The 24,435-nt window shown below is 74.0% G+C and carries 12 protein-coding genes; 4 read left to right on the forward strand and 8 right to left on the reverse strand.

Features of this window, described 5'->3' with window-relative positions; all coding sequences use genetic code 11:
- Positions 1 to 3: 3 nt before the first annotated feature.
- Complete coding sequence (locus tag ACIGG8_RS16920; protein WP_396548762.1) at positions 4 to 1,317, reverse strand: SUKH-4 family immunity protein; 1,314 nt, start codon at positions 1,315 to 1,317, stop codon at positions 4 to 6.
- A 221-nt stretch (positions 1,318 to 1,538) separates the two neighbouring features.
- Here ACIGG8_RS16920 and ACIGG8_RS16925 point away from each other — a divergent pair, with 221 nt between their 5' ends.
- A complete protein-coding gene (locus ACIGG8_RS16925; RefSeq protein ID WP_396548764.1) occupies positions 1,539 to 4,355 on the forward strand; it encodes a penicillin acylase family protein in 2,817 nt (938 codons plus the stop codon).
- 56 nt (positions 4,356 to 4,411) lie between these two features.
- The gene (locus ACIGG8_RS16930) at positions 4,412 to 5,023 is read left to right on the forward strand and encodes a hypothetical protein (protein ID WP_396548766.1); all 612 of its coding nucleotides are present in this window, start codon (positions 4,412 to 4,414) and stop codon (positions 5,021 to 5,023) included.
- Positions 5,024 to 5,065: 42 nt separating this feature from the next.
- Here the strand turns inward: ACIGG8_RS16930 and ACIGG8_RS16935 are convergent, their stop codons facing one another.
- Positions 5,066 to 5,368, reverse strand: a complete 303-nt coding sequence (locus tag ACIGG8_RS16935) for a hypothetical protein (RefSeq protein WP_396548768.1) — start codon at positions 5,366 to 5,368, stop codon at positions 5,066 to 5,068.
- A gap of 166 nt (positions 5,369 to 5,534) precedes the next feature.
- Here ACIGG8_RS16935 and ACIGG8_RS16940 point away from each other — a divergent pair, with 166 nt between their 5' ends.
- Both ACIGG8_RS16940 and ACIGG8_RS16945 read left to right on the forward strand, forming a co-directional pair.
- Positions 5,535 to 6,089: a YceI family protein gene (locus ACIGG8_RS16940; RefSeq protein ID WP_396548770.1), complete on the forward strand. Its 555-nt coding sequence runs from the start codon at positions 5,535 to 5,537 to the stop codon at positions 6,087 to 6,089.
- Between the two features lie 124 nt (positions 6,090 to 6,213).
- Positions 6,214 to 7,431: a pyridoxal-phosphate dependent enzyme gene (locus tag ACIGG8_RS16945; RefSeq protein ID WP_396548772.1), complete on the forward strand. Its 1,218-nt coding sequence runs from the start codon at positions 6,214 to 6,216 to the stop codon at positions 7,429 to 7,431.
- A gap of 322 nt (positions 7,432 to 7,753) precedes the next feature.
- Here the strand turns inward: ACIGG8_RS16945 and ACIGG8_RS16950 are convergent, their stop codons facing one another.
- The 6 genes from ACIGG8_RS16950 to ACIGG8_RS16975 form a co-directional block, all read right to left on the reverse strand.
- Positions 7,754 to 8,809 carry an MDR family NADP-dependent oxidoreductase gene (locus tag ACIGG8_RS16950; RefSeq protein ID WP_396548774.1) on the reverse strand — a complete coding sequence of 352 codons (1,056 nt, stop codon included), beginning with the start codon at positions 8,807 to 8,809 and terminating at the stop codon, positions 7,754 to 7,756.
- Positions 8,806 to 10,470, reverse strand: coding sequence for a phytoene desaturase family protein (locus tag ACIGG8_RS16955; protein WP_396548933.1), 1,665 nt, complete (start codon positions 10,468 to 10,470; stop codon positions 8,806 to 8,808). The genes ACIGG8_RS16950 and ACIGG8_RS16955 overlap by 4 nt, the downstream gene beginning before the upstream one ends.
- Before the next feature lie 26 nt (positions 10,471 to 10,496).
- Positions 10,497 to 12,266: a phytoene desaturase family protein gene (locus ACIGG8_RS16960; protein WP_396548776.1), complete on the reverse strand. Its 1,770-nt coding sequence runs from the start codon at positions 12,264 to 12,266 to the stop codon at positions 10,497 to 10,499.
- Positions 12,253 to 21,495: an amino acid adenylation domain-containing protein gene (locus ACIGG8_RS16965; protein ID WP_396548778.1), complete on the reverse strand. Its 9,243-nt coding sequence runs from the start codon at positions 21,493 to 21,495 to the stop codon at positions 12,253 to 12,255. The genes ACIGG8_RS16960 and ACIGG8_RS16965 overlap by 14 nt, the downstream gene beginning before the upstream one ends.
- A 73-nt stretch (positions 21,496 to 21,568) precedes the next feature.
- Positions 21,569 to 22,426: a sterol desaturase family protein gene (locus ACIGG8_RS16970; protein WP_396548780.1), complete on the reverse strand. Its 858-nt coding sequence runs from the start codon at positions 22,424 to 22,426 to the stop codon at positions 21,569 to 21,571.
- A 299-nt stretch (positions 22,427 to 22,725) separates the two neighbouring features.
- Positions 22,726 to 24,150: a helix-turn-helix domain-containing protein gene (locus tag ACIGG8_RS16975; RefSeq protein ID WP_396548782.1), complete on the reverse strand. Its 1,425-nt coding sequence runs from the start codon at positions 24,148 to 24,150 to the stop codon at positions 22,726 to 22,728.
- Positions 24,151 to 24,435 lie beyond the last annotated feature (285 nt).

Consider the following 24,435-nt stretch of genomic DNA (forward strand, 5'->3'; position numbering starts at 1 on the left):
CCGTTACTCCAACAGGCCCCCCATGTGGCCGTCGTCGACCCGGATCGGCCAGAAGTGCGTGTCGGACGCGAAGGCCTCCGGGTCCAGCCTGCGCAGGGCCTCCTCCGCCGCGGCGTCCAGCAGCTCGCTCGGGTGGAAGACCTCCCAGGGCACCGGTGCGTACCGACCGCCCCAGCGGCGCCGGTCGGCGCGCAGGCGCTCGTACGTCCAGACCACGTAGAGCAGGGCCGAGACGTCCCGGTGGAGGTACGCGGCGGGCTCGCCGTCGTCGAACCAGGCCGGGAGTTCGACCCGGCCGGTGGCACCGTCCAGCGCGACGGTGAACTCGTACGGCCAGTCGGCGAGGGCCAGGAACTCGCCCTGGTGGTCGCGGCGGTGCTCCGCGCCGTACTCGGGGTCATCGGGGTCGTAGAGGTCCGGGAAGATCTCCGCCATCGTGTACAGCGGCCCCACCGCGTCGATCCGGAACACCCCCCGGTCGGAGACCGGCAGGCCGATCCCGGTGAGCAGCCGCCGCGTGGGGGCGTGGGCGAGCGCCGCGGGCAGGTCCGACTCCTCGAAGCGCTGGACGGTGCCGTCGGTGAGCGCCGCGAGCTCCTCGACCAGGGACGCGTCGACCGCGTACCGCAGGCCGCCGGCCTCGCCGGGCAGTGCCCCCCAGGCGAGCGCCCGGACCCGCATGGCCGTCTCCCAGTGCGCCGGCCGGCCGTCGGTCCGCCGGAACAGCTCCGGATCGGCCGCGCGCATCCGCTCCAGGGAGATCCTGGCGGCCTCGGCGACCGCCGCCGGGCCGCGCGGCTCCTCCTCCTCGCCTTCCTCGGGCTCGTACGGCTCGTCGGCACCCGCCGTGACGGCCTCGACCTCGATCATCAGCGCGACCAGCGGGTCCAGGCCGGTGGCGAGCAAGTCCCGCTTCAGGGCACCGGAGTCGTCCCGGCAGGCCAGGTACACCTCGCCGGTGGCCCCGTCGAGCAGTACATCGGCGAGGGCGTCGCCGAACGCGTCGCGGTACGTCGTCTCGCCGAGCACGACCAGAGCCTCGGCACCGTCCTCCCGAAGCCCGTCGTACCACGTCGCGGCCGTCGCCATGGGCTCGTGCCACGACGCGGTCAGGTCCAGGTGGGCGAAGGCGCGGGGCAGGCCCCCGGCGGCCAGCCGCTCCCGGCTCGGCCCGTGGGTGAGCCCGGCGGGCAGCTCCCGGGGCCCGAAGCCCTCCGGCACCGGGACCCCCGTCGCCGCGCCGACGTCCCCCGCCGCGCCGGCGTCCTGCACCGCCACCGCATCCGGCTCCACCCCGACGTACGGCTCCGCGCTCATGCCCGCTCGCCCCCTCCCCCGCCGTTCCGACGGACGATCCTGCCTCGACGCGACCGACCCTAGCCGACACCACCGACAACCGGCCCGAACGCACCGGCCGCCCAGGCCCGGGAGGCGTCAACTCCGCGGCGTGCCACATGAAATGGCATGCACGCCACTAGCCAACCGGCCAGTAGCGCCCCTACCGTCGAGCTCCCGTGGCTTCGACGGAGGAGTCCGCCTTGCGCCTACGCCCCCACCCCCTCCGACACCCCTTCCGATCCCAGGCGGCCGCCGCACTCGCGTCGGCCCTGCTCGTCACCGCCGTCCTGACCGCCGTCCCCACCGCGGCCGCCGCCCCCACCGCGCCGAGCGCCGCCGCCGGCGACTACTGCGGCGGCCACTGCGCCGACATCCTGCCGCCCGGCGAGAACGGCAACGCCACCCTCGCCGACATCCTGCTCAACCGGATGTTCGGCACCCGCCCCGCCCACACCGACGACCAGCTCGGCCCCTACGCCGCGCTCGCCTCCGGCTACCCCGGCCTCACCGAGGCCAAGCTCCGCGACTTCTTCAACGACGCCTCCTTCGGCGTCCCCGCCGACCAGGTCGCGAGCACCACCAACCCCCGCCCGGACGTCACCATCGTGCGCGACAAGGCCACCGGCGTCCCGCACATCACCGGCACCACCCGCTACGGCACCGAGTTCGGCGCGGGCTACGCCGCCGGCCAGGACCGGCTGTGGGTGATGGACCTCTTCCGGCACGTCGGCCGCGGCCAGCTGTCCGGCTTCGCCGGCGGTGCCGCCGCCAACCGCCAGCTGGAGCAGAGCTTCTGGCAGGCCGCGCCGTACACCGAGGCCGAACTGCAGCAGCAGATCGACGCCATCGCCGCCCGCGGCGGCCGGGCCACCCAGGCCCTCGCCGACGCCAACGCCTACCTCGACGGCATCAACCAGTACGCCAAGGAGTCCTACAACGCCCGCACCTTCCCCGGCGAGTACGACCTGACCGGGCACATCGACCCGATCACCAACGCCGGGTCGATCGAGCCGTTCAAACTGACCGACCTGGTCGCCCTCGCCTCCGTGGTCGGCGCCCTGTTCGGCTCCGGCGGAGGCAACGAACTCGCCTCCGCCCAGGTCAAGTCGGCCGCCGAGGCCCGCTACGGCAAGGACGCCGGGGACGCGCTCTGGAAGTCGCTGCGCGAGTCCGACGACCCCGAGGCCGTCCAGACCCTGCACGACGGGCAGAGCTTCCCGTACGCGACCGTCCCCGACCGGCCGCAGGGCGAGGCACTGCCCGACCCCGGCTCCGTGGTGCCCGAGCGGATGATCTACGACGGCACCGGCTCCGCGAACACCGCCGCCACGCAGGCGAACGGCGTCCTGCCCGGCAACCTGCTCACCGCCAAGCACGGCATGTCCAACGCCCTGCTGGTCTCCGGCGCGCACACCGACGACGGCCACCCCGTCGCCGTGTTCGGCCCGCAGACCGGCTACTTCGCCCCGCAGCTGCTGATGCTGGAGGAGATCCAGGGCCCGGGGATCAGCGCGCGCGGGGCCGCCTTCGCCGGCCTGAGCTTCTACGTGCAGCTCGGCCGCGGCCAGGACTACGCCTGGAGCGCCACCTCGGCCGGCCAGGACATCACCGACAGCTACGCCGTCCCGCTCTGCACCACCGACGGCTCGCCGGTCACCACCGCCTCGAACGCCTACCTCTGGCACGGCCAGTGCGTGCCCCTCGACCGGCTGGAACGCAAGAACGCCTGGAACCCGACCACCGCGGACTCCACCGCGGCCGGCTCCTACACCCTGGTGATGTACCGCTCGAAGTACGGCCTGGTCACCGCGCGCGGCACGGTCGGCGGCGCACCCGTCGCCTTCACCTCACTGCGCTCCACCTACCGCCACGAGGCCGAATCCATCATCGGCTTCCAGGAGCTCAACGACCCCGGCGCGGTGCACGACGCGGCGAGCTTCCAGCGGGCCGCGCAGGACATCGACTACACCTTCAACTGGTTCTACGCCGACTCCCGCGACATCGCGTACTACAACTCCGGCAGCAACCCGGTGCGCGCCCCGGGCGTCGACGCCGGACTGCCCGTCCGCGCCGAACCCGCCTACGAATGGGCGGACTTCGACCCCACCGCCAACACCGCCCGGTACACTCCGGCGGCCGAGCATCCGCAGTCCGTCGACCAGGACTACTACGTCTCCTGGAACAACAAGCAGGCGAACGGCTACACCTCGGCCGGCTTCGGCAACGGCTCGGTGCACCGCGGCAACCTGCTCGACGACCGGGTCAAGGCGCTGCTGCAGGGCGGCGGCAAGGTCAGCCGGGTCTCCCTCACCCAGGCCATGGAGAGCGCCGCGCTCGCCGACCTGCGGGCCGAGGACGTGCTGCCCGACCTGATCCGGGTGCTGCGCAGCGCGCCGGTCACCGACCCGGCCACCCTCACCGCCCTGCAGCAACTGGAGACCTGGCTCGCCGACGGCGCCCGGCGGAAGGAGACCTCGCCTGGCAGCCACACCTACGCGGACGCGACCGCGATCCGGGTGCTGGACGCCTGGTGGCCGCTGGTCGCCGAGGGCGTCATGCGGCCCGGCCTCGGCGACCAGCTGTTCGGCGCGCTGACCGGCGCCCTGCAGATCAACGAGTCGCCCTCCGGCGGGCAGACCGGCCCCGGCGGCGGCCCGGTGAGCGCCAACGAGGGCATCCCGCACAAGGGTTCGTCCTTCCAGTACGGCTGGTGGAGCTACCTCGACAAGGACCTGCGCGCCGTCCTCGGCGACCAGGTCAAGGGCCCGCTCGCCCGCCCGTTCTGCGGCGGCGGCGACCTCACCGCCTGCCGGAACGTCCTGCTCGACACCCTCAAGCGCGCCGCCGCCCAGACCCCAGCCCAGGTCTACCCGGGCGACCCGGACTGCTCGGCCGGCGACCAGTGGTGCGCCGACACCGTCATCCAGCGCCCGCTGGGCGGCGTGACGGACGCCAAGACCACCTGGCAGAACCGCCCGACCTACCAGCAGGTGGTGCAGTTCCCCGCCCACCGCTGAGCCGCCGGACGGCAGCCCCCGCCGGACTGTCGGCGGGGGCTGCCATCATGACCGGCATGAACATCGAAACGTTGTTGCACCGGCTGGCCGAGGAATTCACCGACGAGGACATGGGTGACCGCCCGCAGGAGTTCCACCGCATCGCGGACCTGACGGTCACCTCGTCGCTCGTCTTCAGCAGCCCCGACGCGTCGGAGTGGTCCGCCTGCGACGAGATTCCGGCCGGCAGCCACCCCGTGCACGTCGGGGCGCGGCGGTGGCAGGACCCGGAGAGCGGGAAGGAGTCGGCGAACGTCACCATGGTGCTCATACCCTTCGCCGACCCCGAGGTCATCGCGGAGGCCGAGTTCGAGGACGCCATCGAGGACTACCAGCCGATGGGGCCCGACCTCGGCTTCCTCTGGGACTCCACCGCGATGGACGCCCTGCGGTTCGACGGCCCGCGCCCGGACGCCTACCCGGACCTCGACGCCTTCGTGGCGCACGTCGAGTCCGGGCTCGCCACCCCCGACGAGGAAGGCCGCCTGCCCGTCTGGGTCGACGTCACGGTGGACGAGCGCACCGGCGCCAACGTCCTGGCCCTCCCGGTCAGCGCCGAGTCGGCGGGCTGCTTCGAGGGCCGTGACGCTGACGGCCGCCTGGTCGCCCTCCTGCTCACCGCCTCGTGACCTCCGGACGGCCGCCGACGCCCCACGGGACCCCGGCGGCCGTCACTTCACCCGGGCGGCGGCCACCTCCGCGTCCCCCTTCAGATTGTTCGCCTCGTCGCGAATCCGCCGGCGCGCCACCATGTACGTCGTCCGAGTGGCACCGGTGGTCAGCCGCCCGGCGGTCGAGTCGACCAACTCGCCCACAGTGTCGAGCAGTTCGGCGATCGCACGCAGCAGCGTCGCTTCCTCCGCCGCCGGCACCGGCTCCCGCCCGCTCTCCCGGGCCATCGGCAGCGCGTCCTCCCGGATCTTCGTCCTCGCCGCCCGGACCGCCTCGATCACGGTCCCGATCCCGCTGTCCATCCCGGCTCCCTGGTCGTCCCGACTCCTCCTACGTCCCATCCCTCCCCCGCCCCGCAGAGGCCCAATCCGACGGGCGACGCCCGGGGAGTGCCCCTAGCGTGGTCCGGGGACCGCCCGGCCACCCCCGGGCCGGGGGCCGACACCCGTACCAGGAGGCACACCGACCATGCCCGCCACCCTCTCCGACCTCACCGGCGACTACGTCCTCGATCCCGCCCACACCCGGATCGGCTTCGTCGCCCGGCACGCCATGGTGACCAAGGTCCGCGGCGCGTTCCAACGGTTCGAGGGCACCGCCCACCTCGACGGCGCGGACCCGACCCGCTCGACCGCCCAGCTGGTGATCAAGGCCGAGAGCATCGACACCGGCGTCGAGCAGCGCGACCAGCACCTGCGCACCAACGACTTCCTGGACGCGCCGAACTTCCCGGACATCACCTTCCGCACCACCAGGGTCGAGCAGAAGTCCGACACCGACTACCGGGTCACCGGGGACCTCACCATCAAGGACGTCACCAAGGCGGTCACCGTCGACTTCGAGTACACCGGCAACGCCGTCGACCCGTACGGCAACCTGCGGGTGGGCCTGGAGGGCTCGCTGACCATCAGCCGCAAGGAGTTCGGCGTCACCTGGAACGCGGCGCTGGAGGGCGGCGGCGTCCTGGTCGGCGACAAGGTGGTCCTGGAGTTCGACATCTCCGCGGTCCGCCAGAACCAGTGACCGCCGCGGGTGCCCGGCGGCTCCGCCGGGAGCCCGCCGGCCCCGGGGCGGCAGCCCGCAGACCCCAGGGCGGGAGCCCGGAAACCGCCGGACCGGACGCCCACCGCCCGGTTAGTCTCCTGACATGGCAACAACAGACTCGCTCGCGACCGGCCAGCGCTCCCTCGGCGACCCCGACCTCGACTACCCGCTCTGGCCCCCGCTCACCGCGGGCTGCCCGGGCACCGGCACCGAGGACGTCTCCTACCCCGTCGAGGTCGACTACGCCTACGACAAGGCCGACCCGGCGAGCCTGTTCGCCCCCGTCGCGACCCGCGGCGGCCTGGAGCGGTGGGCCCCGCTGCTGCCGCCGCTGCTCGCGCCGGGCCTGGGCGAGGGCGCCACGCCGCTGGTCGAGATCGAGCCCGGGGTGTACGTCAAGGACGAGTCGCGCAACCCCACCTGGAGCCACAAGGACCGGCTGAACCGCTGCACCGCCGGCGCCGCCGTGGGCGTCGGCGCGCCCGGCATCGCGGTCGCCTCCTCCGGCAACCACGGCGCCTCGGCCGCGGCCTACGCCGCCCGCGCCGGGCTGCGCTGCGTCGTGTTCACCGGCCCCGACGTCCCGCCGAACGTCGACGCCTTCCTCAACGCGTACGGCGCGGTGGTGCTCCCGGTGCCGTGGGAGGCGCGCTGGCCGCTGCTGCGCCAGGTGGTCGACCGGCTCGGCCTGCACCCGGTCAGCAACCTGACCACAACCCACACCGGGCACGCGTACGGCCCCGAGGGCTACAAGACCGTCGCGTACGAGATCTTCCAGGACGTCGGCGTGCCCAGCGCGGTGTTCGTGCCCACCGGGTACGGCGAGCTGCTCTTCGGCGTCTGGAAGGGCTTCGCCGAGCTGCGCCGCCTGGGCCTGACCGACCGGGTGCCGCGCATCCACTCCTGCGAGGCGGCGGCCTCCGGGCCGCTGGCCCGGGCCGTCGAGCAGGGCCTCCCGGCCGCCAAGGTGACGGTCGGTCCGAGCAACGCCTACTCGATCGCCTCCCCGGTGAGCGGCTACCGCGGGGTGGTCGCGGTCCGGGAGAGCGGCGGCCGGGCACTGACCCTGGACGACGGCCGCCTCGCCGACGCCCAGCGCGAGCTGGCCCGCGCCGGCCTGTGGACCGAGCTGTCCGCCGCGGCCGGCCTGGCCGGGCTGCGCAGCCTCGGCGAGCCGGACCTGTCGGACGGACCGGTGGTGTGCGTGTCGACCTCCACCGGCTTCAAGGACCTGGGCGTCGGCAGCCGCCGGACCGAGCCCGTCACCCCGGAGTGGGACGCCGTCCTCCGCCGCCTGCGGGCCGCCGGAATCACCGGCTAGGACCTCCCCGCCGGGCCACCGGCGGCCCCCCGGGCCCGCGCCCCGCTACACCGTGGTGCGGGCCCGGCGCACCAGCCACCAGGTCACGGCCAGGGACACCAGGAACAGCCCCAGGTTCAGCCCGTTCTCGATCAGGTGGAAGGTGCCCAGCCGGCTCGCCGGCTGCAGGCTCTGCTGGATCCCGGTCAGCCCGCGCTCCTGCAGGCAGGCGGTGAACGCCGCGGTCCGCCCTCAACCACTACACCGGAACACTGCTTCGAGACTTCGAGACACTGCGCCGGAACACGGCAGCGAACACTGCCCGGAGCGCCGGGGCCGCCGCTCAGAGCTCCACCAGCACCTTCCCCCGGCTCGCCGAGCGGTCCACGTAGAGGCTGCGGTACGCGGCGGGGATGCTCTCGAAACCCCGGTGCACGGTCTGCTGGTAGCTCAACTCCCCGCCGCGGACCAGCGCGCCGAAGTCCCGCCGCAGCGCCGCCCAGTTCTCCTCGGTGAACCACTCCAGGGAGAAGATGCCGCGGATCGTCGTGCGCGGGTACATGATCATCGGCAGCAGCCGGGGCCCCGCCCAGTCACCGCCGACCTGGCTCCCCCACTGCCAGCAGACCGCCACCCGGCTCTCCACCGCGAGCATCCCGAAGACCACGTCGGTCAACACCCCGCCGAGGCTGTCGAAGTAGCGGTCGACACCGTCCGGGGCCAGCTCGGCGAGCTCCTTCGCCAGCCGTTCGGGCGCGTCGCCGTCGCGGTACAGCACCACCCCGTCGAAGCCCAGCTCCCACAGCTGCTCGGCCTTCTCCGGCGTCGCCGTGGTGCCGATCACCCGCGCGCCCCGGTGCCTGGCCAGCTGCCCGACCAGCGAACCGACGGCCCCGGAGGCCCCGCTGACCAGCACGGTCGATCCGGGGCGCACGTCCAGGAACTTCTCCACCGTCCCCCAGGCCGTCATGCCCGGCCCGCCCAGGACGCCCAGCGCGGTGGACAGCGGCAGCACCTCGTCGTAGTCCCCGGGGTCCAGTCGGCGGAAGGCCGGGAAGACCATCGGGAAGGTGCCGGTCTGCCAGAGCCTCGGCGCCCCGTTGCCGATCACGTGGCTGCGCCAGCCGCCGAACCCCTGCACCAGGTCGCCGACCGCGAACCGCGCGGCCGGCCCGGCCTCCAGCACCTCCATGATCGAGTCGGCGCCCATGTGGTCGCCGATCGGGGTGTCCAGCGCGATGCCCTGCAGGTACGGGTCGACCGAGACGTACCGGGTGCGCAGCAGCATCTCGTCCTCGGCGAGCCGGACGTCCACGTCCTCCACGACCTTGCGGTACATCCGCTCGATGTCCGGCACGCCCTCCAGGTGCTCCCGGACGGTCCACTTCTCGATCCTCACGAGGTCACTCCAAACTGGCGCTCGACGGGTCCGACCGGGTCGATGAGCAGGGTGGGCGGCGGCGCGCTGTCGTCCACCTCGGCGGCGAACGGCCGGCCGTCGTCCCGGCAGATGAACTGGACGACGTGCCGCCCGGCCGCCGCCGCCCGGATCAGGCCGCCGGTGGTCGCCCACACGCCGGAGAGGTAGAAGTTCTCCAGGCCCGGCAGCCCCGGCCCGTTGCGCTTGATCTCCTCCTCCAGGGTCTCGCCGCTCTCCACGAAGGGCTGCCAGCCCAGCACCGTGCCGTCGTAGTTGCCGGTGTAACGGACCTGGGTGAGCGGGGTGGAGACGTCCCGCACGGCCACCGCGTCCCGGAGGCCCGGGTGGTGGCCGTCCAGGAAGTCGATCACCGCGTCCCGCACCCGGCGCTTCTCCCGCTGGTACTCCCGGCCCCGGCCGACCGGCAGGGTGTGCAGTTCCTCGCCGCGCCGCAGCCGGGGCGTCTGCTCCGGGCCGGTGCTCAGCGCGCGCCAGGGGGCGATGTCGCAGAAGTAGCTGGCGTAGACCACGGTGGTCCCGGCCGGGGACAGCTCCGGGTAGTGGCGGCTGCGGAACTGGACGTTGATGCTGGGGTGCCGGATCCCGGTGAGGCGGGCGGCGACGTCGTCCTCCAGCAGGTAGGTGGTGCACGGGTCGCCGGCCGGGAAGGGGCGGCGCAGGCCGAGGAAGACGGTCAGGTAGCCGGGGAAGACCATGCCGGGCTCGGTGATGGTCCGGGTGTACAGCCGGCGGTAGGTGTCGTTCAGGTAGCGGCCCTTGAGCAGGTCCAGCACGGTCGTCCGGCCGTCGCAGGCCGCCACCACGATGTCCGCCCGCACCTCCCGGCCGTCGCTCAGCCGCACCCCGACCGCCCGGTCCCGCTCGACCAGGATCTCGGTCACCTTGGCGTTGTACGTGATCTCGCCGCCGAGCCGCCGGTAGCGCTGCTCGACCGAGTGCGCCAGGCCGAGCGAGCCGCCCTCCGGCACCCCGGCCGACTGCCCCGCGTGCGAGGCGAGTTGGAAGTACGTCGGCAGCACCGGGAAGTTGGGGTGCTTCTCGTACAGGACGAAGTTGAACGCCTCGCGCAGCAGCGGGCTCCGGAACCGCGCCGAGTAGTCGCTCATCAGCACCGTGATCGAGCGCCGGATCACGTTGAAGTACGGCAGGAAGGAGGCGAGCATCCGCCACCGCTCGCGCCGTCCCATCAGTCCGACGGGCTTGAGGAAGGGGTAACGGGCCAGCGCCAGGCGGAACTTGCGCAGCCCCGCGCAGAACTGCCTGATCTGCCGGGTGTCCTCGGGCGCCAGCTCCAGCAGGTGGGCCTCCAGCCGGTCCGGGTCGGAGTAGAAGTAGACCGCCCGGCCGTCCCGGGCGCGCACCACGTTGAACACGTCGAAGTTGCGCATCCGCTTGCCCTGCAGGGCGCCGAGCTCCAGCCAGATCCGGTGCATCTCGTTGCCCGGCCCGCTGCCCAGCAGCCAGCTGACGCAGCAGTCGAAGGTGAACTCGCCGCGCTCCCAGCCGGTGCAGCAGCCGCCGGGGATCTCGTGCATCTCCAGGATCCGGGTGCGGTAGCCGTTCATCTGCGCGTAGCAGCCGGTGGACAGGCCGCCGAGCCCGGCGCCGATGATGACCATGGTCCGCCTGTCGGCCGTCGTCCCGCTCACTCCGCAACTCCCACTTCCGCCGCCTCCGCTTCCGGCACGACCGCCTCGGGCACCACCGCCTCGGGCCCGACCGCCTCGGGCAGCCCCGCGTCCGGCGCTCCCACGGTGGCCCGGTCGAGTTGCGGCAGGCTGCCCCACTTGCCCGGGTGCCAGGGCTCCCGGTTGTCGCTGGGCCAGGCCCGGAACGGCCGGCCGAGTTCCCGGCAGAGGTACTGCGCGGCGAACCGGCCGCTGGTGGCGGCCCGGATCAGCCCGCCGAGCGCCGTCCACTGCCCGGCCATGGAGAACCCGCTGAGGCCCGGCAGCCGCATCCGGTCCCGGTTGACCAGCCGGTTGGCGGCGTCCTCGGCCTCGGAGAAGGCCTGCCAGGCGAGGATGCTGCCGTAGGTGTTGCCGGTGAAGCGCTCGGTGGTCACCGGCGAGGCCACGTCGACCAGTTCGATCCGCCCGGCGAGGCCGGGGTGGGTCCGCTCCAGGAAGCCCCGGACGAACGCGGCGACCTCCTGCTTGCGCGCCCGGTACGCCTTGCGGTCCCGGACCCTCAGGTCCTTCCAGGAGCGGTAGTCGCTGAAGTAGGTGCAGTGCAGCACCGACTTGCCGGGCGGTGCGAAGCCGTCCGCGTAGGACGAGCGCAGCTGCACCACCAGGCTGTGCTGCAGCGAGCCGGGCAGCCGGGCGCCCTCCTCGGGCGCCAGCAGGTAGGTGGTGCTGTGCGGCTCGCCCTCGGGCAGCGGGCCGTCGACGCCGACGAAGGCCGAGACCACGGCCGGGTACAGGTTGCCCGGCTTGTCGAGCAGTTCGCCGTAGAGCAGGTCGGTGGCGGGGCTGGAGTAGCGGCCCTCCAGCAGCCGGTCCAGGACCGTCGGGCCGTCGCAGGCGGCGACCACGTGGTCGGCGAAGTGCCGTGACCCGTCGCGAAGTTCGACGCCGACGGCGCGCCCTTCCTCGACCAGGATCCGCTCCACCCGGCAGCGGTAGCCGATCACCCCGCCGAGCCCGGTGTACCGCTCCTCCACCGAGCGCGCCAGCCCCAGCGAACCGCCCTGCGGGAAGCCCGCGTTGCCGTTGTGCGCGGCGGCCAGCGTGTACAGGTACGGCAGCAGCGGGAAGCCCGCGGGCTCCTGCAGGAACATGTTGGGGAAGGCCCGGCGCAGCAGCGGGTCCTGGAAGCGTTCCGCGAAGCCGCTCATCGGGGTGGTCGCGGTGCGCCAGAACAGCCGGAAGGCGGGCAGGACGGTGCGCAGGGTGCGCAGCCGCTCCGCCGTGGTGCGCAGCGGTGGCGGGGTGAGCTCCCAGGGCAGGTCGATCGCGGCGAAGCGGCGCAGGTCCCGGCAGAAGGCCCGGATCGGCCCGGCGTCGCCGGGGGCGAGGGCCAGCAGGTGGCGTTCCAGCCGGTCCGGGTCGCCGTAGAAGGTGACGGCGCGGCCGTGTTCGTCGACGACCCGGTTGAAGGTGTCGAAGCGGGTCACCGACTTGCCGTCGAGGGCGCCGAGTTCGCTCCAGACCTGGTGCGCGCCGGTGCCCTCGGCGGTGCCGATCAGCCAGTCGATGCAGTAGTCGAACAGGTAGCCCTGCCGGGACCAGGCGGTGCAGCAGCCGCCGGGCAGGACGTGCTTCTCGAAGATCCGGGTCTCCAGGCCGCTCATCTGCGCGTAGCAGCCGGTGGCGAGGCCGGCCAGGCCGGCCCCGATCACGATGACCCGGGGCGGGCCGCCGGGGGCCCGCTCCCTCGTGGACCAGTCCGGTCCGCGGTCAGCCGCGGCCATCGGCGGTGCCTCCGGCCAGGATGGCACCCGCCAGTTCGGCGTTGCGGGCGGCGTGCTCGCCGTCGAGCATCTCGGCGTGGCTGCCGTGGCCGGCGTACACGGCGGTGCCGGTGGTGGAGGCGCCGTGCCAGGAGCCGTCCTCCCCGCCGACGTGCACGCCCAGCCGCTCGCGCTCGCAGACCACGTCGAGCTGGGCGCGCACGGTGCCGGTGTTGGGGGTGCGGCTGCAGAACTCCAGGTAGTCCCGGGCCTGTTCGAGGGTCTCGCGGGCGACGATTCGCGAGCCGGTGTGGCGGTGCAGGTGCTCGTGGAGTTCGCGTTCGAAGACGGCCACGTGCTCCTCGCCGAGGTCGAAGGCGTCCAGGACCCGGTAGGCGTCCACCAGCAGCACCGAACCGACCGTCCGGCCCCGGCGTTCCAGCTCCTTGGCCACTTCGAAGGCGAGGTTGCCGCCGAGCGAGTAGCCGAGCAGGACGTGCGGGCCGGACGGGTCCAGTTCCTCGACCAGGTCGGCGTAGCGGGCGGTCTTGTCGTCGCCGGTCAGGTAGTTGAAGGCGGCGATCCGGTGCTCGGGCAGGTGGGCGGCGAGCTGCCGGTAGACCAGGCCGTGGCCGCCGGCGGGCGGGAAGCAGAAGACCGTCCGGCCGCCGGTGGCCCCGGCGTTGAACCAGAGGTGGGGCTGGCCGCCGGCCACCTCGCCGGTGATGATCTGCTCGATCGTGCGGGCCATGCCGTGCAGGGTGGTGACCTTGAACAGCAGGCCGACCGGGATGCCGATGTTGAACTCGGTCTGGAGGTGGTGGATCAGCTCGATGAGCCGGATCGAGCTGCCGCCGAGTTCGAAGAAGTCGTGCTGCAGGCCGACCTCCTCCAGGCCGAGCAGGGTGCGCCAGTGCTCGGCGACCCGGGTCTCGTAGAGGGTGACGGGCGGTTCGTGCCGGGCGCCGCCGGTGTCGGCCTTCGGCTCCGGCAGGGCGGCGAGGTCGACCTTGCCGTTCGGGGTGAGCGGCAGGGCGGGCAGCTCGGTGAGGTAGGAGGGGATCATCACGGTGGGCAGGTGCTCGGCCAGGTGGCGGCGCAGTTCGCGGCGGTCCAGCACCGTGCCCTCGGCGGGCACGACGTAGGCGGCCAGCACGGTCTCGCCGGAGGAGTCCTGGCGCACCGCCACGCAGGCCTGGGCGAGTTCGGGGCGGGCGGTGAGGTGGGCCTCGATCTCGCCCGGTTCGATCCGGTGGCCGCGGACCTTGACCTGGTTGTCGATCCGGCCGAGCAGGTGCGCGGTGCCGGCGGTGTCCCAGTGGCCGAGGTCGCCGGTGCGGTAGAGGCGTACGGGCCGGCCGTCCAGCTCCAGGGTGGTGAAGCGCTCGGCGGTCTGCTCCGGGTCGTTGGGGTAGCCGGCGGCGACGCCCGCGCCGCCGATCCACAGCTCGCCGGGCACGCCCGCCGGGACCGGCTCGCCGTACGGGTCGAGGATGTACAGCGCGCTGTTCGGGAAGGGGCGGCCGATCGGCACCATCCGGCCGGGCTCCAGCTCCTCGGCCGCGCCCTCGTAGTAGGTGCTGTCGACGGTGGCCTCGGTCAGCCCGTAGGAGTTGACCAGCCGGGTCCGCTCGCCGCACAGGGCGCGCAGCCGGCGGTGCTCCGCCGCCTTCCAGGAGTCGGAGCCGACGACGACCAGCTTCAGGAAGTCCAGTCGCAGCCCGTCGCGTTCGCAGTGGGTCAGCAGTGCGCGGGCCACGGCGGGCACGAACTCCCCGCAGTCCACGGCTTCTTCGCGCATGACCCGGTGCAGCCGGGCGGTGTCGAAGAGCAGTTCGCGGTCGACCAGGACGAGGGTGCCGCCGGTGCCGAGCGCCCGGGCGAGGTCGCCGGAGAAGACGTCGAAGGCCGTCCCGGCCATCTGCAGGTGCACCCGGGCCTCGGTGTCCAGCCGGTACTCGGCGCGCCAGCCGGCGGTGACGGCGGCCAGGTTGCGGTGGTCGACCCGGACGCCCTTGGGGCGGCCGGTGGAGCCCGAGGTGTGGATGACGTAGGCGGCCCGGTCGGGGTCGGCGGCGGGCAGCGGCCCCGCGGCCGCGGCGGGCCGCTCCAGTTCCTCCAGGGTGACCGGCCGGGCGGACAGTTCGGCGGGCAGCGGGCAGCGCTGGTCGACCACGACCAGCTCGGCCCGGGCGTCGGCCACCTGGTACGCCAGCCGGTCCGCCGGGTGCCCGGGGTCGAGCGGGAGGTACGCGGCGCCGGCCCGCCAGATCGCCAGCAGGGTGGTGATCAGCTCGGGTGACTTGTCCAGGCAGACGGCCACCACCGAGCCCTCGCCGACGCCCAGTTCGCGCAGCCGCCGGGCCGCGCGCCGGGAGCGCCGGTCCAGTTCGCCGTAGGTGAGGCGCCGGACCTCGTCGCGGCCGGGCGCGACCACGGCGACGGCCTCGGGGTGCTCGGCCGCGGCCTTGGCGATCAGTTCGGGCAGCGGGGTGTCGTGGTCGATCCGGCGTTCGGCGCCGCTGAAGCCGGTGAGGATCTCGCGGCGCTCGGCCGCGTCCAGCATCCGCAGCCGTCCGACCGGCTCGCGCTCGGCGGCGCGGGTCATGGCGTCCAGCAGGTTGCGGTAGTGCGCCGCGAGCCGCCGGACGGTGGCGGGCTCGAAGAGGTCGGAGTTGTACTTGAAGACGCAGTGGAAGCAGCCGTCCGAGCGGTCCTCGTAGGCGGACAGTGTCAGGTCGAACTGCCCTTCCTCCTCCGGGAGTTCGATGTACTCCAGGCGGTAGCCGAAGCGCTCCACGGCGACCTTGTGGGTGAGCAGGATGAACATCGCCTGGAACACCGCGGAGCGGCTCGGGTCGTGCTGCAGCCCCAGCTGCTCGACCAGCAGCGGGAAGGGGTACTCCTGGTTGTCGAGCCCGCCGAGCACGCTCTCCCGCACCCGGGCCAGCAGCTCGGCCACGGTCGGCTCCCCGGCCAGGCTCACGTGCAGCGGCAGCGGGTTGACGAAGTAGCCGTAGACGGAGGCGAACTCCTCCTGGGTGCGGCCGGTGACCGGGCTGCCGACCACGATGTCCGGCTGCCCGGACCAGCGGTGCAGCAGCAGGCAGTAGGCGCTGAGCAGCACCATGAACGGGGTGGCGTTGTGCGCGCGGGCCAGCTCGTGGACGCGGGCGGTGAGTTCGGCGTCCAGCCGGAAGAACTCGGAGGCGCCGTTGTGGGTCTGCACGGCCGGCCGGGGCTTGTCGGTCGGCAGCGCCAGCACCGGCATCTCGGCGGGCAGGTGGCCGCGCCAGTAGTCGAGCATCCGCTGTGCGGCGGGCCCGGCCAGGAAGCGGTTCTGGTGGTTGAGGAAGTCCAGGTAGCGGGCGGCGACCGGGGGCAGGTCGGGGGTGCGGCCCTGACGCAGCGCCTCGTAGACCTCGAACAGCTCCTCGATGAAGGTGAAGGTGGAGATCGCGTCCGAGACGATGTGGTGGACGGCCTTCATCAGCACCCAGCGGTCCGGTCCGCGCCGGAACAGCCGCAGCCGCACCAGCGGGTCCTCGGCGAGGTCGTACGGCCGCCGGTACTCGCGGACGATCAGCTCGTGGATCTCCTCCCACGGGCGGCCCTCGACGTCGAACAGCCCGGTGTCGGCCTCGGCCTGCGCGCGGATGCGCTGGACCGGCCGGCCCTCCTCCGCCGTGAACGCGGCGCGCAGTCCGGGGTGGCGGGCGACGAGGTGGCGGAAGGCGGCGAAGACCAGCTCCGGGTCGAGCACCGCCCGCACCTCGACGGCGCCGCCGATGTTGTACGCGAAGCCGTCCGGGTGCAGCTGGCGCAGGAACCAGAGCGCCTGCTGGTTGTGGGTGAGCGGGTAGCGGGACTCGTCGGTGTGCAGGTCGACCTCGGCCCGGGCGGCGTCGCCGTCGGTGTCGAGCCGCTCGGCGAGGCCCGCGGTGAGCAGGTCGGCCAGGTCTCCGACGGTGCCGTTACTGAGCAGGGCCACCACGGGCAGGGCGACGCCCAGCTCGCCGTGCACCCGGGCGCGCAGCTCCATGGCGAGCAGCGAGTCCAGGCCGTGCGCGCCGAGCCGGGTGTCGGTGTCGATCCGCTCGGCGCCGATCCGCAGCACGGCCGCCGCGGCGGCGGTGAACCGCTCGGTGACCAGCGCGCGCCGGGTCTGCGGGTCGGCCGCCCGGTAGGCGTCCAGGAAGCCGCCGGTCTCGGCCGGGGCCTGCTCGGCGGCGCTCGCCGCGAGGTCGGCGACCAGCGGCGGGGGCGCCGGGTACCAGGCGAGGAAGGTCGGCCAGTCGACCACGGTGGCGACCAGCAGCTGGGCGCGGTCCTGCCCGAGGACGCGCTCCAGGACGGCCGTCCCGGCGTCCGGCGGCAGCGAGCTCATGCCGCGGGCGTCGCGGTAGTGGGCGACCAGGCCCAGCTCCTCGATCATGCCGGTGGCCCAGGGGCCCCAGTCCAGGCTGAGCGCGGGCAGGCCGTCGGCCCGGCGGTGGTGCGCGAGGGCGTCCAGGAAGGCGTTGCCGGCCGCGTAGTTGGTCTGCCCGGCGGTGGTGAGCAGGGAGGCGACGGAGGCGAACAGCACGAAGTGGTCGAGCGGTTCGTCGCGCAGCAGCCGGTGCAGCAGGTGGCCGCCGGCGACCTTGGGGGCGTAGCCGGCGTCGAAGGACGGCCGGTCCATCTGTGCCAGCAGGGTGTCCTTGACCTGCCCGGCGAGGTGGAACACGCCGCGGATCGGCGGGCGTTGGCGCTCCCGGTAGTCGGCGAGCCAGGCGGCGAGGGCTCCCTCGTCGGTGACGTCCACCGGGGCGAGCAGGGGTTCGGCGCCGAGCCCCTGGAGTTCGCGCAGGAAGGCGATCCGCTCCCCGGCGGGGGTGTCCGGGTCGGTGTGCGCCCAGCGGGAGCGCTCGGGCAGGGCGGTGCGGCCGACCAGGATCAGCCGCCGGGCGCCGCGCTTGACCAGGGTGCGGCACAGCAGCCGGCCGAGGGCGCCGAAGGCACCGGTGACCAGGTAGCTGCCGTCGGGGCGCAGGACCGGCGGGAGCGGCCGGGTGAGGCCCTCGGCCTGCCGCAGTCGGCTGGTCAGGCGGCCGCCGGCCCGCAGCGCGATCTCCTGCTCGTCCCGGGCGGCGAGTTCGGCGAGCAGCGCCCCGGCCTGGTCGGTCGCGGCGACGGCCGGGTCGAGGTCGATCAGGCTGCCGCGCTGGGCGACGAGTTCCTGCTGCCACAGCACCCGTCCGATGCCCCAGGCGGGGGCGCCCAGTGGCTCGACCCGGTCGCCGGGGGCGGCGGGCTGGGTGCCCTGAGTGACAATGTGCAGCCGGCCGTCCGGGCGGGCCTCGGGCAGCGCCTGGGCGAGGGCGATCAGGGAGTAGGCGCCGAGGGTGGCGAGGCCGTCGAGCCGGTCGGCCGTGGTGGCGTCGAGCGCGGGCAGGTCGAGGTTCCAGAGGTGGACGACGGTGTCGTAGCCGGGCTCCAGGGCGGCGAGCAGTCGCCGGACGTCCTCGGCGGAGTCGGGGCGTACGGTCGAGTGCCCCTCGGCGTACCGGAACTCGGGGCCGGGGCGGACGAGGTGGCAGCGGGCGCCGCGTTCGGCGGCGAGTGCGGCCAGCCGCTCGGCGAGGCCGCCGCCGTCGGCGAAGAGCAGCAGGTCACCGGTGGCCTCCTCGGCGGCCGGGGCGGGTGCCTCCACCCAGGCGACCTCGGTGAGCCAGCCGTCGATGGTGGCCAGGCCGACCGAGGCCGGGGCCTGGGCGACATCGGCGACCCGGAAGCCGGTGATCCGGCCGAGCGGGGTGCCGTGCTCGGCGTACAGGGCGATGTCGCCGACGAGTTCGTCGCCGCTGTCCCGGGTGACGGTGGCGTGCGCCCACAGGGGCCGGTCGCCGATCTCGTCGAGCCGGACCTCCTCGATGGCGACCGGCAGGCGGACGCTGCCGCCCTCGGGCGTGTGCAGCGTGGTGGTGAGCAGGGTCTGGAAGCAGGCGTCCAGCAGCACCGGGTGCAGGTGGTGGTCGGCCGCGTCGGGGCCGAGTCCGGCGGTCGGCCGGATCCGGGCCAGTGCCTCGCCGGGGCCCGCCCAGACCTGCTCGACGGCCCGGAATGCGGGCCCGTAGTCGTAGCCGCGCTCGGCCAGCCGCCGGTAGCACTCCGGTCCGTCGAGGTGCTGCCCGTGGGCGTCCGGCGTCGAGACGTCCAGCGCGGGCCCGTACGAGCGCCGCTGGCCGGTGCGGACGCGGCCGCAGGCGTGCACGGTGGGCTCGCCGCCGGCCGGGGTGGCGGCGATGCTGAAGCGGGCGTCCTCGGGCGCGTAGCCGAGCTGGACGGTGACGGGCTCGGTCTCGGAGAGGAAGAGCGCCCGGTTGAGCTCGACCTCGGCCAGCACCACCTCGGTGCCGCCGGTCAGGGCGCGGACGGCCTGGGCGGCCATCTCCAGGTACCCGGCGGCCGGGAAGACCACCTGGCCCTCGATCCGGTGGTCGGTCAGGTACGGCAGCCGTTCGGGGTCGAGCGCGGTGGTCCAGCCGGGCTGGGCGCTCGCGGTGCGGCGTCCGAGCAGCGGGTGGTCGACCCGGCCGAGCCGGACCTGCGCGACCGCCGCGGGCTCGACCCAGTACCGGTCGCGCCGCCACGGGTAGCCCGGCAGCGGCACCGGCCGCCCTGCCGGGTGCAGCGCCTGCCAGCTGAACTCGACGCCGAGGGTGTGCAGTTCGGCCAGGCTGCGGGCGAGGCGCTCGGGCTCGTCCTGGCGGCGGCGGATCGACGGCAGGGTGTGCGCCTGCTCGGCGCACTCACGGATCGCGTGCCCGAGCACCGGGTGCGGGCCCAGCTCCAGGAACAGGGCGTGCCCGTCCTCGGCCATCCGCTCGACGGCGGCCCGGAACCGGACCGGGTTGCGGACGTTCTCCCACCAGTACCCGCCGTCCAGCTCCGGACCGCGGGCGAGCCCCTCCCGCGCGGTCAGGTAGAGCGGCAGCCGCGCCTCCTGCGGCTTGAGGGCGGCGAGCGCGGCGATCAGCTCGTCCCGGATCGGGTCCATCCGCACGCTGTGGTACGGGACTTCGACGTCCAGGAGCCGGGCGAACACGCCCTGCCGCTTCAGCTCCTCGGCCACCTCACCGAGGGCTTCGGTGTCCCCCGCCAGGGTCACCGCGGACGGGCTGTTGACCGCCCCGAGCGAGATCCGGGTGCGGTACGGCCGGATCCGGCGCTCCGCCTCCGCCTCCGGCAGGCCGACCGCGAGCATGCTGCCGGTGCCGGCCAGCCGCTGCTGGAGCCGGCTGCGGGCCAGCACCACCCGGACGGCGTCGGCCAGGTCGTACACCCCGGCCTCGTGGAAGGCGGCGACCTCGCCGGTGCTGTGGCCCACCACCGCATCGGGGCGCAGACCGTGGCTGCGCCAGAGCGCCGAGAGCCCGACCTGGACGGCGAAGTTGGCGGGCTGGGCCAGCCAGGTCTCGGCCATCCGGGAGTCCGCCTCGTCCCGTTCCAGCTCCGCCAGCAGCGACCACCCGGCCTGCTCGCGGATCTCCTGGTCGACGGCCAGCACGGCCTCGCGGTAGACCGGTTCGCTCTCGTACAGGCCCCGGCCCATCCCCCACCACTGCGGGCCCATGCCGGTGAACACCCAGGCCAGGCGCCGCTGTCCGCGCTCCCGGGCGCGGCCCCGGGCCACCCGCGGGTGCTCCTCGCCGCGCTCGCAGGCGGCCAGTGCCTCGTCCAGGTCCTGCCGGGAGCCGTACGCGACGGCCAGCCGCTCGGGCAGGTGCTGGCGGCGGTGCGCCAGGGTGTGGCCGAGGTCGGCGAGGGAGGCCCCGGCGGCGAGCTCCTGCCGTACGGCGGCGGCGAGTTCGGGCAGTCCGGCGGCGTCCTTGGTGCTCAGCGGCAGGACGGTGCACGCCGGCTCCGCGACCGGTGCGGCGGGCCCGGGGCGGGGCGGCTCCTCCAGCAGGACGTGCGCGTTGGTGCCGCCGAAGCCGAAGGAGTTGACGCCCGCGCGGGCCGGGCCGCGGTGCTCGGGCCAGTCGACCGCTTCGGTCGGGATCTCGAAGGGCAGTGCGGCCAGGTCGATGCCGGGGTTGGGCCGCTCCAGGTTGAGGTGCGGCGGGATGCGGCCGTGCTTGAGGGCCAGCGCGGTCTTGATCAGCCCGGCGACGCCGGCGGCGGCCTCGGTGTGCCCGATGTTGGTCTTGACCGAGCCGACGTAGCAGCGGTCCCCGGTGCGGCGGCCGACGCCGAGCACCCGGCCGAGCGCGGCGGCCTCGATCGGGTCCCCGACCGGGGTGGAGGTGCCGTGCGCCTCGACGTACTGCAGGCTGCCGGGCAGCACGCCGGCCTCGGCGCAGACCCGCTCGACCAGGGTGACCTGCGCGTCCGCGTTGGGGACGGTGATGCCGTTGGTGCGGCCGTCCTGGTTGACGCCGCTGCCGAGGATCACCGCGTGCACCGGGTCCCCGTCGCGCCGGGCGTCGGAGAGCCGCTTGAGTACGACCACGCCGACGCCCTCGGACCGTACGTAGCCGTCGGCGGAGGCGTCGAAGGCGCGCGACCGGCCGTCCGCGGAGAGGAAGCCGCCCTTGGTCTCGGCGATCGTGTACTGCGGCGCCATGTGCAGCAACGCGCCGCCGGCCAGGGCGAGTTCGGTCTCGCCGCGGAGCAGGCTCTGGCAGGCCAGGTGGACCGCGACCAGGGAGGAGCTGCACGCGGTGTCGATCGAGACGCTGGGGCCGCGGAAGTCGAAGCAGTGCGAGATCCGGTTGGAGACCATCGTCATCATGGTGCCGGTGGCGGTGTGCGCGGCGATGGTGGCGAAGTCGAGGTCGGCGAACTGCAGGATCTTCCAGTCGAGGGTGAAGGCGCCCATGTAGACGCCCACTTCGCGGCCGGCCAGCTCGCCGGGGCGCAGGCCGCCGTCCTCCAGGGCCTCCCAGCTGACCTCCAGGAGCTTGCGCTGCTGCGGGTCCATGTGTTCGGCCTCGCGCGGGCTGATGCCGAAGAAGTCCGGGTCGAAGGTGTCGAAGCCATCGATGTAGCCGCCACGGCCGCCGATCAGCCGCCCCGGCTTGGCCCGGTCCCGGCTGCCCAGGGTTCCGGTGTCGTACCGGTCGGCGGGCGTGTCGGTAAGACAGTCCCGGCCCTCGATCAGGTTGCGCCAGTAGGTCCGGTGGTCGTTGGCGTGTCCCGGTAGGCGGCAGCCGATACCGGTGATCGCGATCGGTTCGCGGGGCGCGGCGGAGGGCGAGGAGGTCATGGTCCAATCCGGAGGGTGATGGATGCTGGGGCGGCGCCGGGGCACGGGCGAGGGGCGGCTGCGCGGACCGGGCTCAGACGGACTGCTCGGTGGTCTTCGCCCGGCGCCAGGGGTGGAGCAGGCTGGCGCCGAGCTCGCCGGTCGTGGGGAACGCCGCGGGATCGGTGAGGCCGACGGCGGTGGGCACGCGGCCGGGCCGCCAGGTGAAGCTCCCGAACACGTGGTCCCACAGCGAGAGGTCGGAGGAGTAGTGGCCGGCTTCGGCGAGGTCGGTGCTGTGGTGCAGGCGGTGGAGTTCCGGTCCGGCCAGGACGTGACCGAGCGGGCCGAGGTGGACGTCGATGTTCGCGTGGACGAAATACCCCTGCGCCAGAACGAATATTCCGACCACGAACACTGAATCCGCGGAGAACCCGATCAGAGCCAATGAGAGTTGGACGACGGACTGTGCGAAGAAGACGTCCAGGAAATGATTCACGCCATTGTTCGCGACGTTCACCTTCTCCGGGACGTGGTGCACGCCGTGCAGCCGCCAGAGCCACCGGTTGTGGTGCGACCAGCGGTGCACGAGGTAGTCACCGAGCGAGCCGACCAGCAGCGCGAGCGGGATCTCCACCGCGAAGGGGAGCGCCGGGTGCGCCGGGCCGAGCAGTTCGACCAGCGCGGTCACCACGCCCTGGGCCAGCGCACCGCCGACCATGCTCAGCACGAAGTAGACGCTGTACCAGCCGAGTTCGCGACGCGTCGGGTGCCAGTCGGTCCGGTACGGGATCACCCGCTCCAGCACCGCCAGGTATCCGATGACGGCCACCAGGACGAGCGGGGAGACCCGGTCCGGCGCCCAGTGGAGGTGCAGGGTGGCGACGGCGGTGCAGAGAACGCCCAGGAGCAGGAGCGGATGGGCGAGCCGGCGTGCGATGGCGTACAGCACGCGCCCCCCGTTCTTCGCGGACTAACGACTGGATTCGTCCACGACTCTAGCGGGAGCCGATGGTCGGGGCAGTCATTCGACGTGTTAACGCCATGAATGACCCGATCGGCGGACGATACGCGCACGAAGTTGACGCTCGAACGGCGTGAAGAGGGCGCATTTTGGCGCAGTTACGGGAGTTGCCGGGGTGCGGAGCCGTCACACCGCCGGGTGAGCGCCGTCGAGCGCCCCATCCTCGCCCGCACCCCGCAATGCCCCGTGACGGACACCGCGCCGAACACCGCGCCGGAGGCCGCCGCTCAGGCCCGGACCAGCGCCGCCAGCCGGTGCGCGGCGCGCGGTTCGCACGCCGCCAGGCGGTCGCGCAGGCCGCGCAGCTCGTGCTCCACCAGCGCGGGGAGGGCGGCCGCGGGCGTGGCCTCCAGGGCCGGAGCGAGGAGTTCGACGGCCGCCCGTGGATCGTGCGCGCAGACCAGGCAGTCGGCTGCCCGGACGACGAACAGCAGGCGACTGGCCGGGAGTTGGGTCGGGCCGAGCAGACCCAGGGCGGTCTCGGTGGCGCTCAGCGCCCGGCGGGCCAGCCGGGGGTCGTCCCCCGCCGCCGCGAGGTCGCGCAGCGCGGCGGCCGCCGCGGACTCGACCCGCATCCGCATCGAGGCGATGGAGAGCCAGGGCACGTCGGCCTCGTCCTCGACCCCGACGTGGTCCAGGTGCGACCGGGCCAGGCCGATCTGCCGCACGGTCTCCCGGACGTCGCCGGTCAGGGCGTGCGCACGGGCCCGGCTGATCCGGCCCATCGCACCGGCCCAGGGCCGGCCGGGGGCGACCCGGTCGATCTCCCGGGCGTAGCCGAGCGCGGCCTCCGGGTCACCGTCCAGCCGGGCCAGGATGCTCAGGTCGCTGAGCGTGCCGACCTGGGTGGCCTGGTCCCCGGCGAGCCCGGCCCAGGTGAGCGCGCGGTCGTAGCAGGCCATCGCGGTGGCGTTGCGGCCGTCCTGCATGCGCAGCGCGCCGGCCGCGTGGGCGTGCTCGGCGGCCAGCCGGGCGAGCGGACGGCGCTGCGCGGCGGGTGCGGCGGCGAGCCTGGCGAGCACGGCGTGCAGGGTGCGCTCGACGGCGGCGGCCAGGCCCGGCCGGTCGCCGGTCTCGCCGGAGCGCAGGCGGGCGGCGAGCAGTCCGGTCAGGGCGTGCGCGGTGGCGGCGTCCAGCGGCGGGCCGGCGGCCGGGCCGGCGGCTGTCCCGGTGGGCGTCCCGATGGCGCAGAACTCGGCGTGCAGACCGGCGAGTTCGGCGGCCGCGGGGACGTCGCAGCCCTCGGCGCCGTGCAGCGGGCAGAGCAGGCCGTAGTCGGGCAGCCGCGCCGGGGCGGGGGCGGCGGGCGCCGGACCGGCGGGGGCGACGCCCGGCAGCGGGGGCCGCAGCAGCGCGGGCGAGAAGACGTCGACGCCGCACAGCTCGGCGGTCTCGGCACGCAGACAGGCGGCGCTCACCTCGCCTCCCGCGCCCAGGAGTCGGTCGATCCGGTCGGCGACCCTGGGGGTGACCCGGCGGGCGCCGTGCTCGATCTTGCTGACGGCGGTGTGGTCGTAGCCGATCCCGGCGCCGAGCTGCGCCTGGGTGAGGCCGGCCCGGCGCCGCCAGTGCCGCAGTCGGGCACCGAACTCCCGCCAGGCGCCCCGGCCCTGGTCGGGCGGCGGTGCCGGAACGCCCGTCGCTGGGGCCACGCGGTTCCGCTCCACGGCTGCCTCCCCGGGGTGCGTCCTCGGCCCCGGCCGATCGCGGGGCCCGCCGACGATTCCAGTGGTTCCGACGACTCCGATGACCAGGACGGTACTCGATGGCCGCCCGCCCCGTACATGACGTGGTCTCAACCACTGGGAGGAAAGCCCAGCTTGACGCAAAGCGGAGCCGCGGGCTTGACGGAATTTGCCAACCCCATGCCTCGCCCGCACCAGCCATTGACCCGGGCATGACGCCATGTGAGGGTTCGGGCACCCGAGCGCGGACGG

Source organism: Kitasatospora sp. NPDC085464, assembly GCF_044541955.1.
GTDB lineage: Bacteria > Actinomycetota > Actinomycetes > Streptomycetales > Streptomycetaceae > Kitasatospora.

Coding starts and splice junctions, on each gene's coding strand:
- ACIGG8_RS16955 (WP_396548933.1), bottom strand. CDS start 10,470: ATGGTCATCATCGGCGCCGGGCTCGGCGGCCTGTCCACCGGCTGCTAC.
- ACIGG8_RS16940 (WP_396548770.1), top strand. CDS start 5,535: ATGCCCGCCACCCTCTCCGACCTCACCGGCGACTACGTCCTCGATCCC.
- ACIGG8_RS16930 (WP_396548766.1), top strand. CDS start 4,412: ATGAACATCGAAACGTTGTTGCACCGGCTGGCCGAGGAATTCACCGAC.
- ACIGG8_RS16945 (WP_396548772.1), top strand. CDS start 6,214: ATGGCAACAACAGACTCGCTCGCGACCGGCCAGCGCTCCCTCGGCGAC.
- ACIGG8_RS16965 (WP_396548778.1), bottom strand. CDS start 21,495: ATGACCTCCTCGCCCTCCGCCGCGCCCCGCGAACCGATCGCGATCACC.
- ACIGG8_RS16960 (WP_396548776.1), bottom strand. CDS start 12,266: ATGGCCGCGGCTGACCGCGGACCGGACTGGTCCACGAGGGAGCGGGCC.
- ACIGG8_RS16920 (WP_396548762.1), bottom strand. CDS start 1,317: ATGAGCGCGGAGCCGTACGTCGGGGTGGAGCCGGATGCGGTGGCGGTG.
- ACIGG8_RS16935 (WP_396548768.1), bottom strand. CDS start 5,368: ATGGACAGCGGGATCGGGACCGTGATCGAGGCGGTCCGGGCGGCGAGG.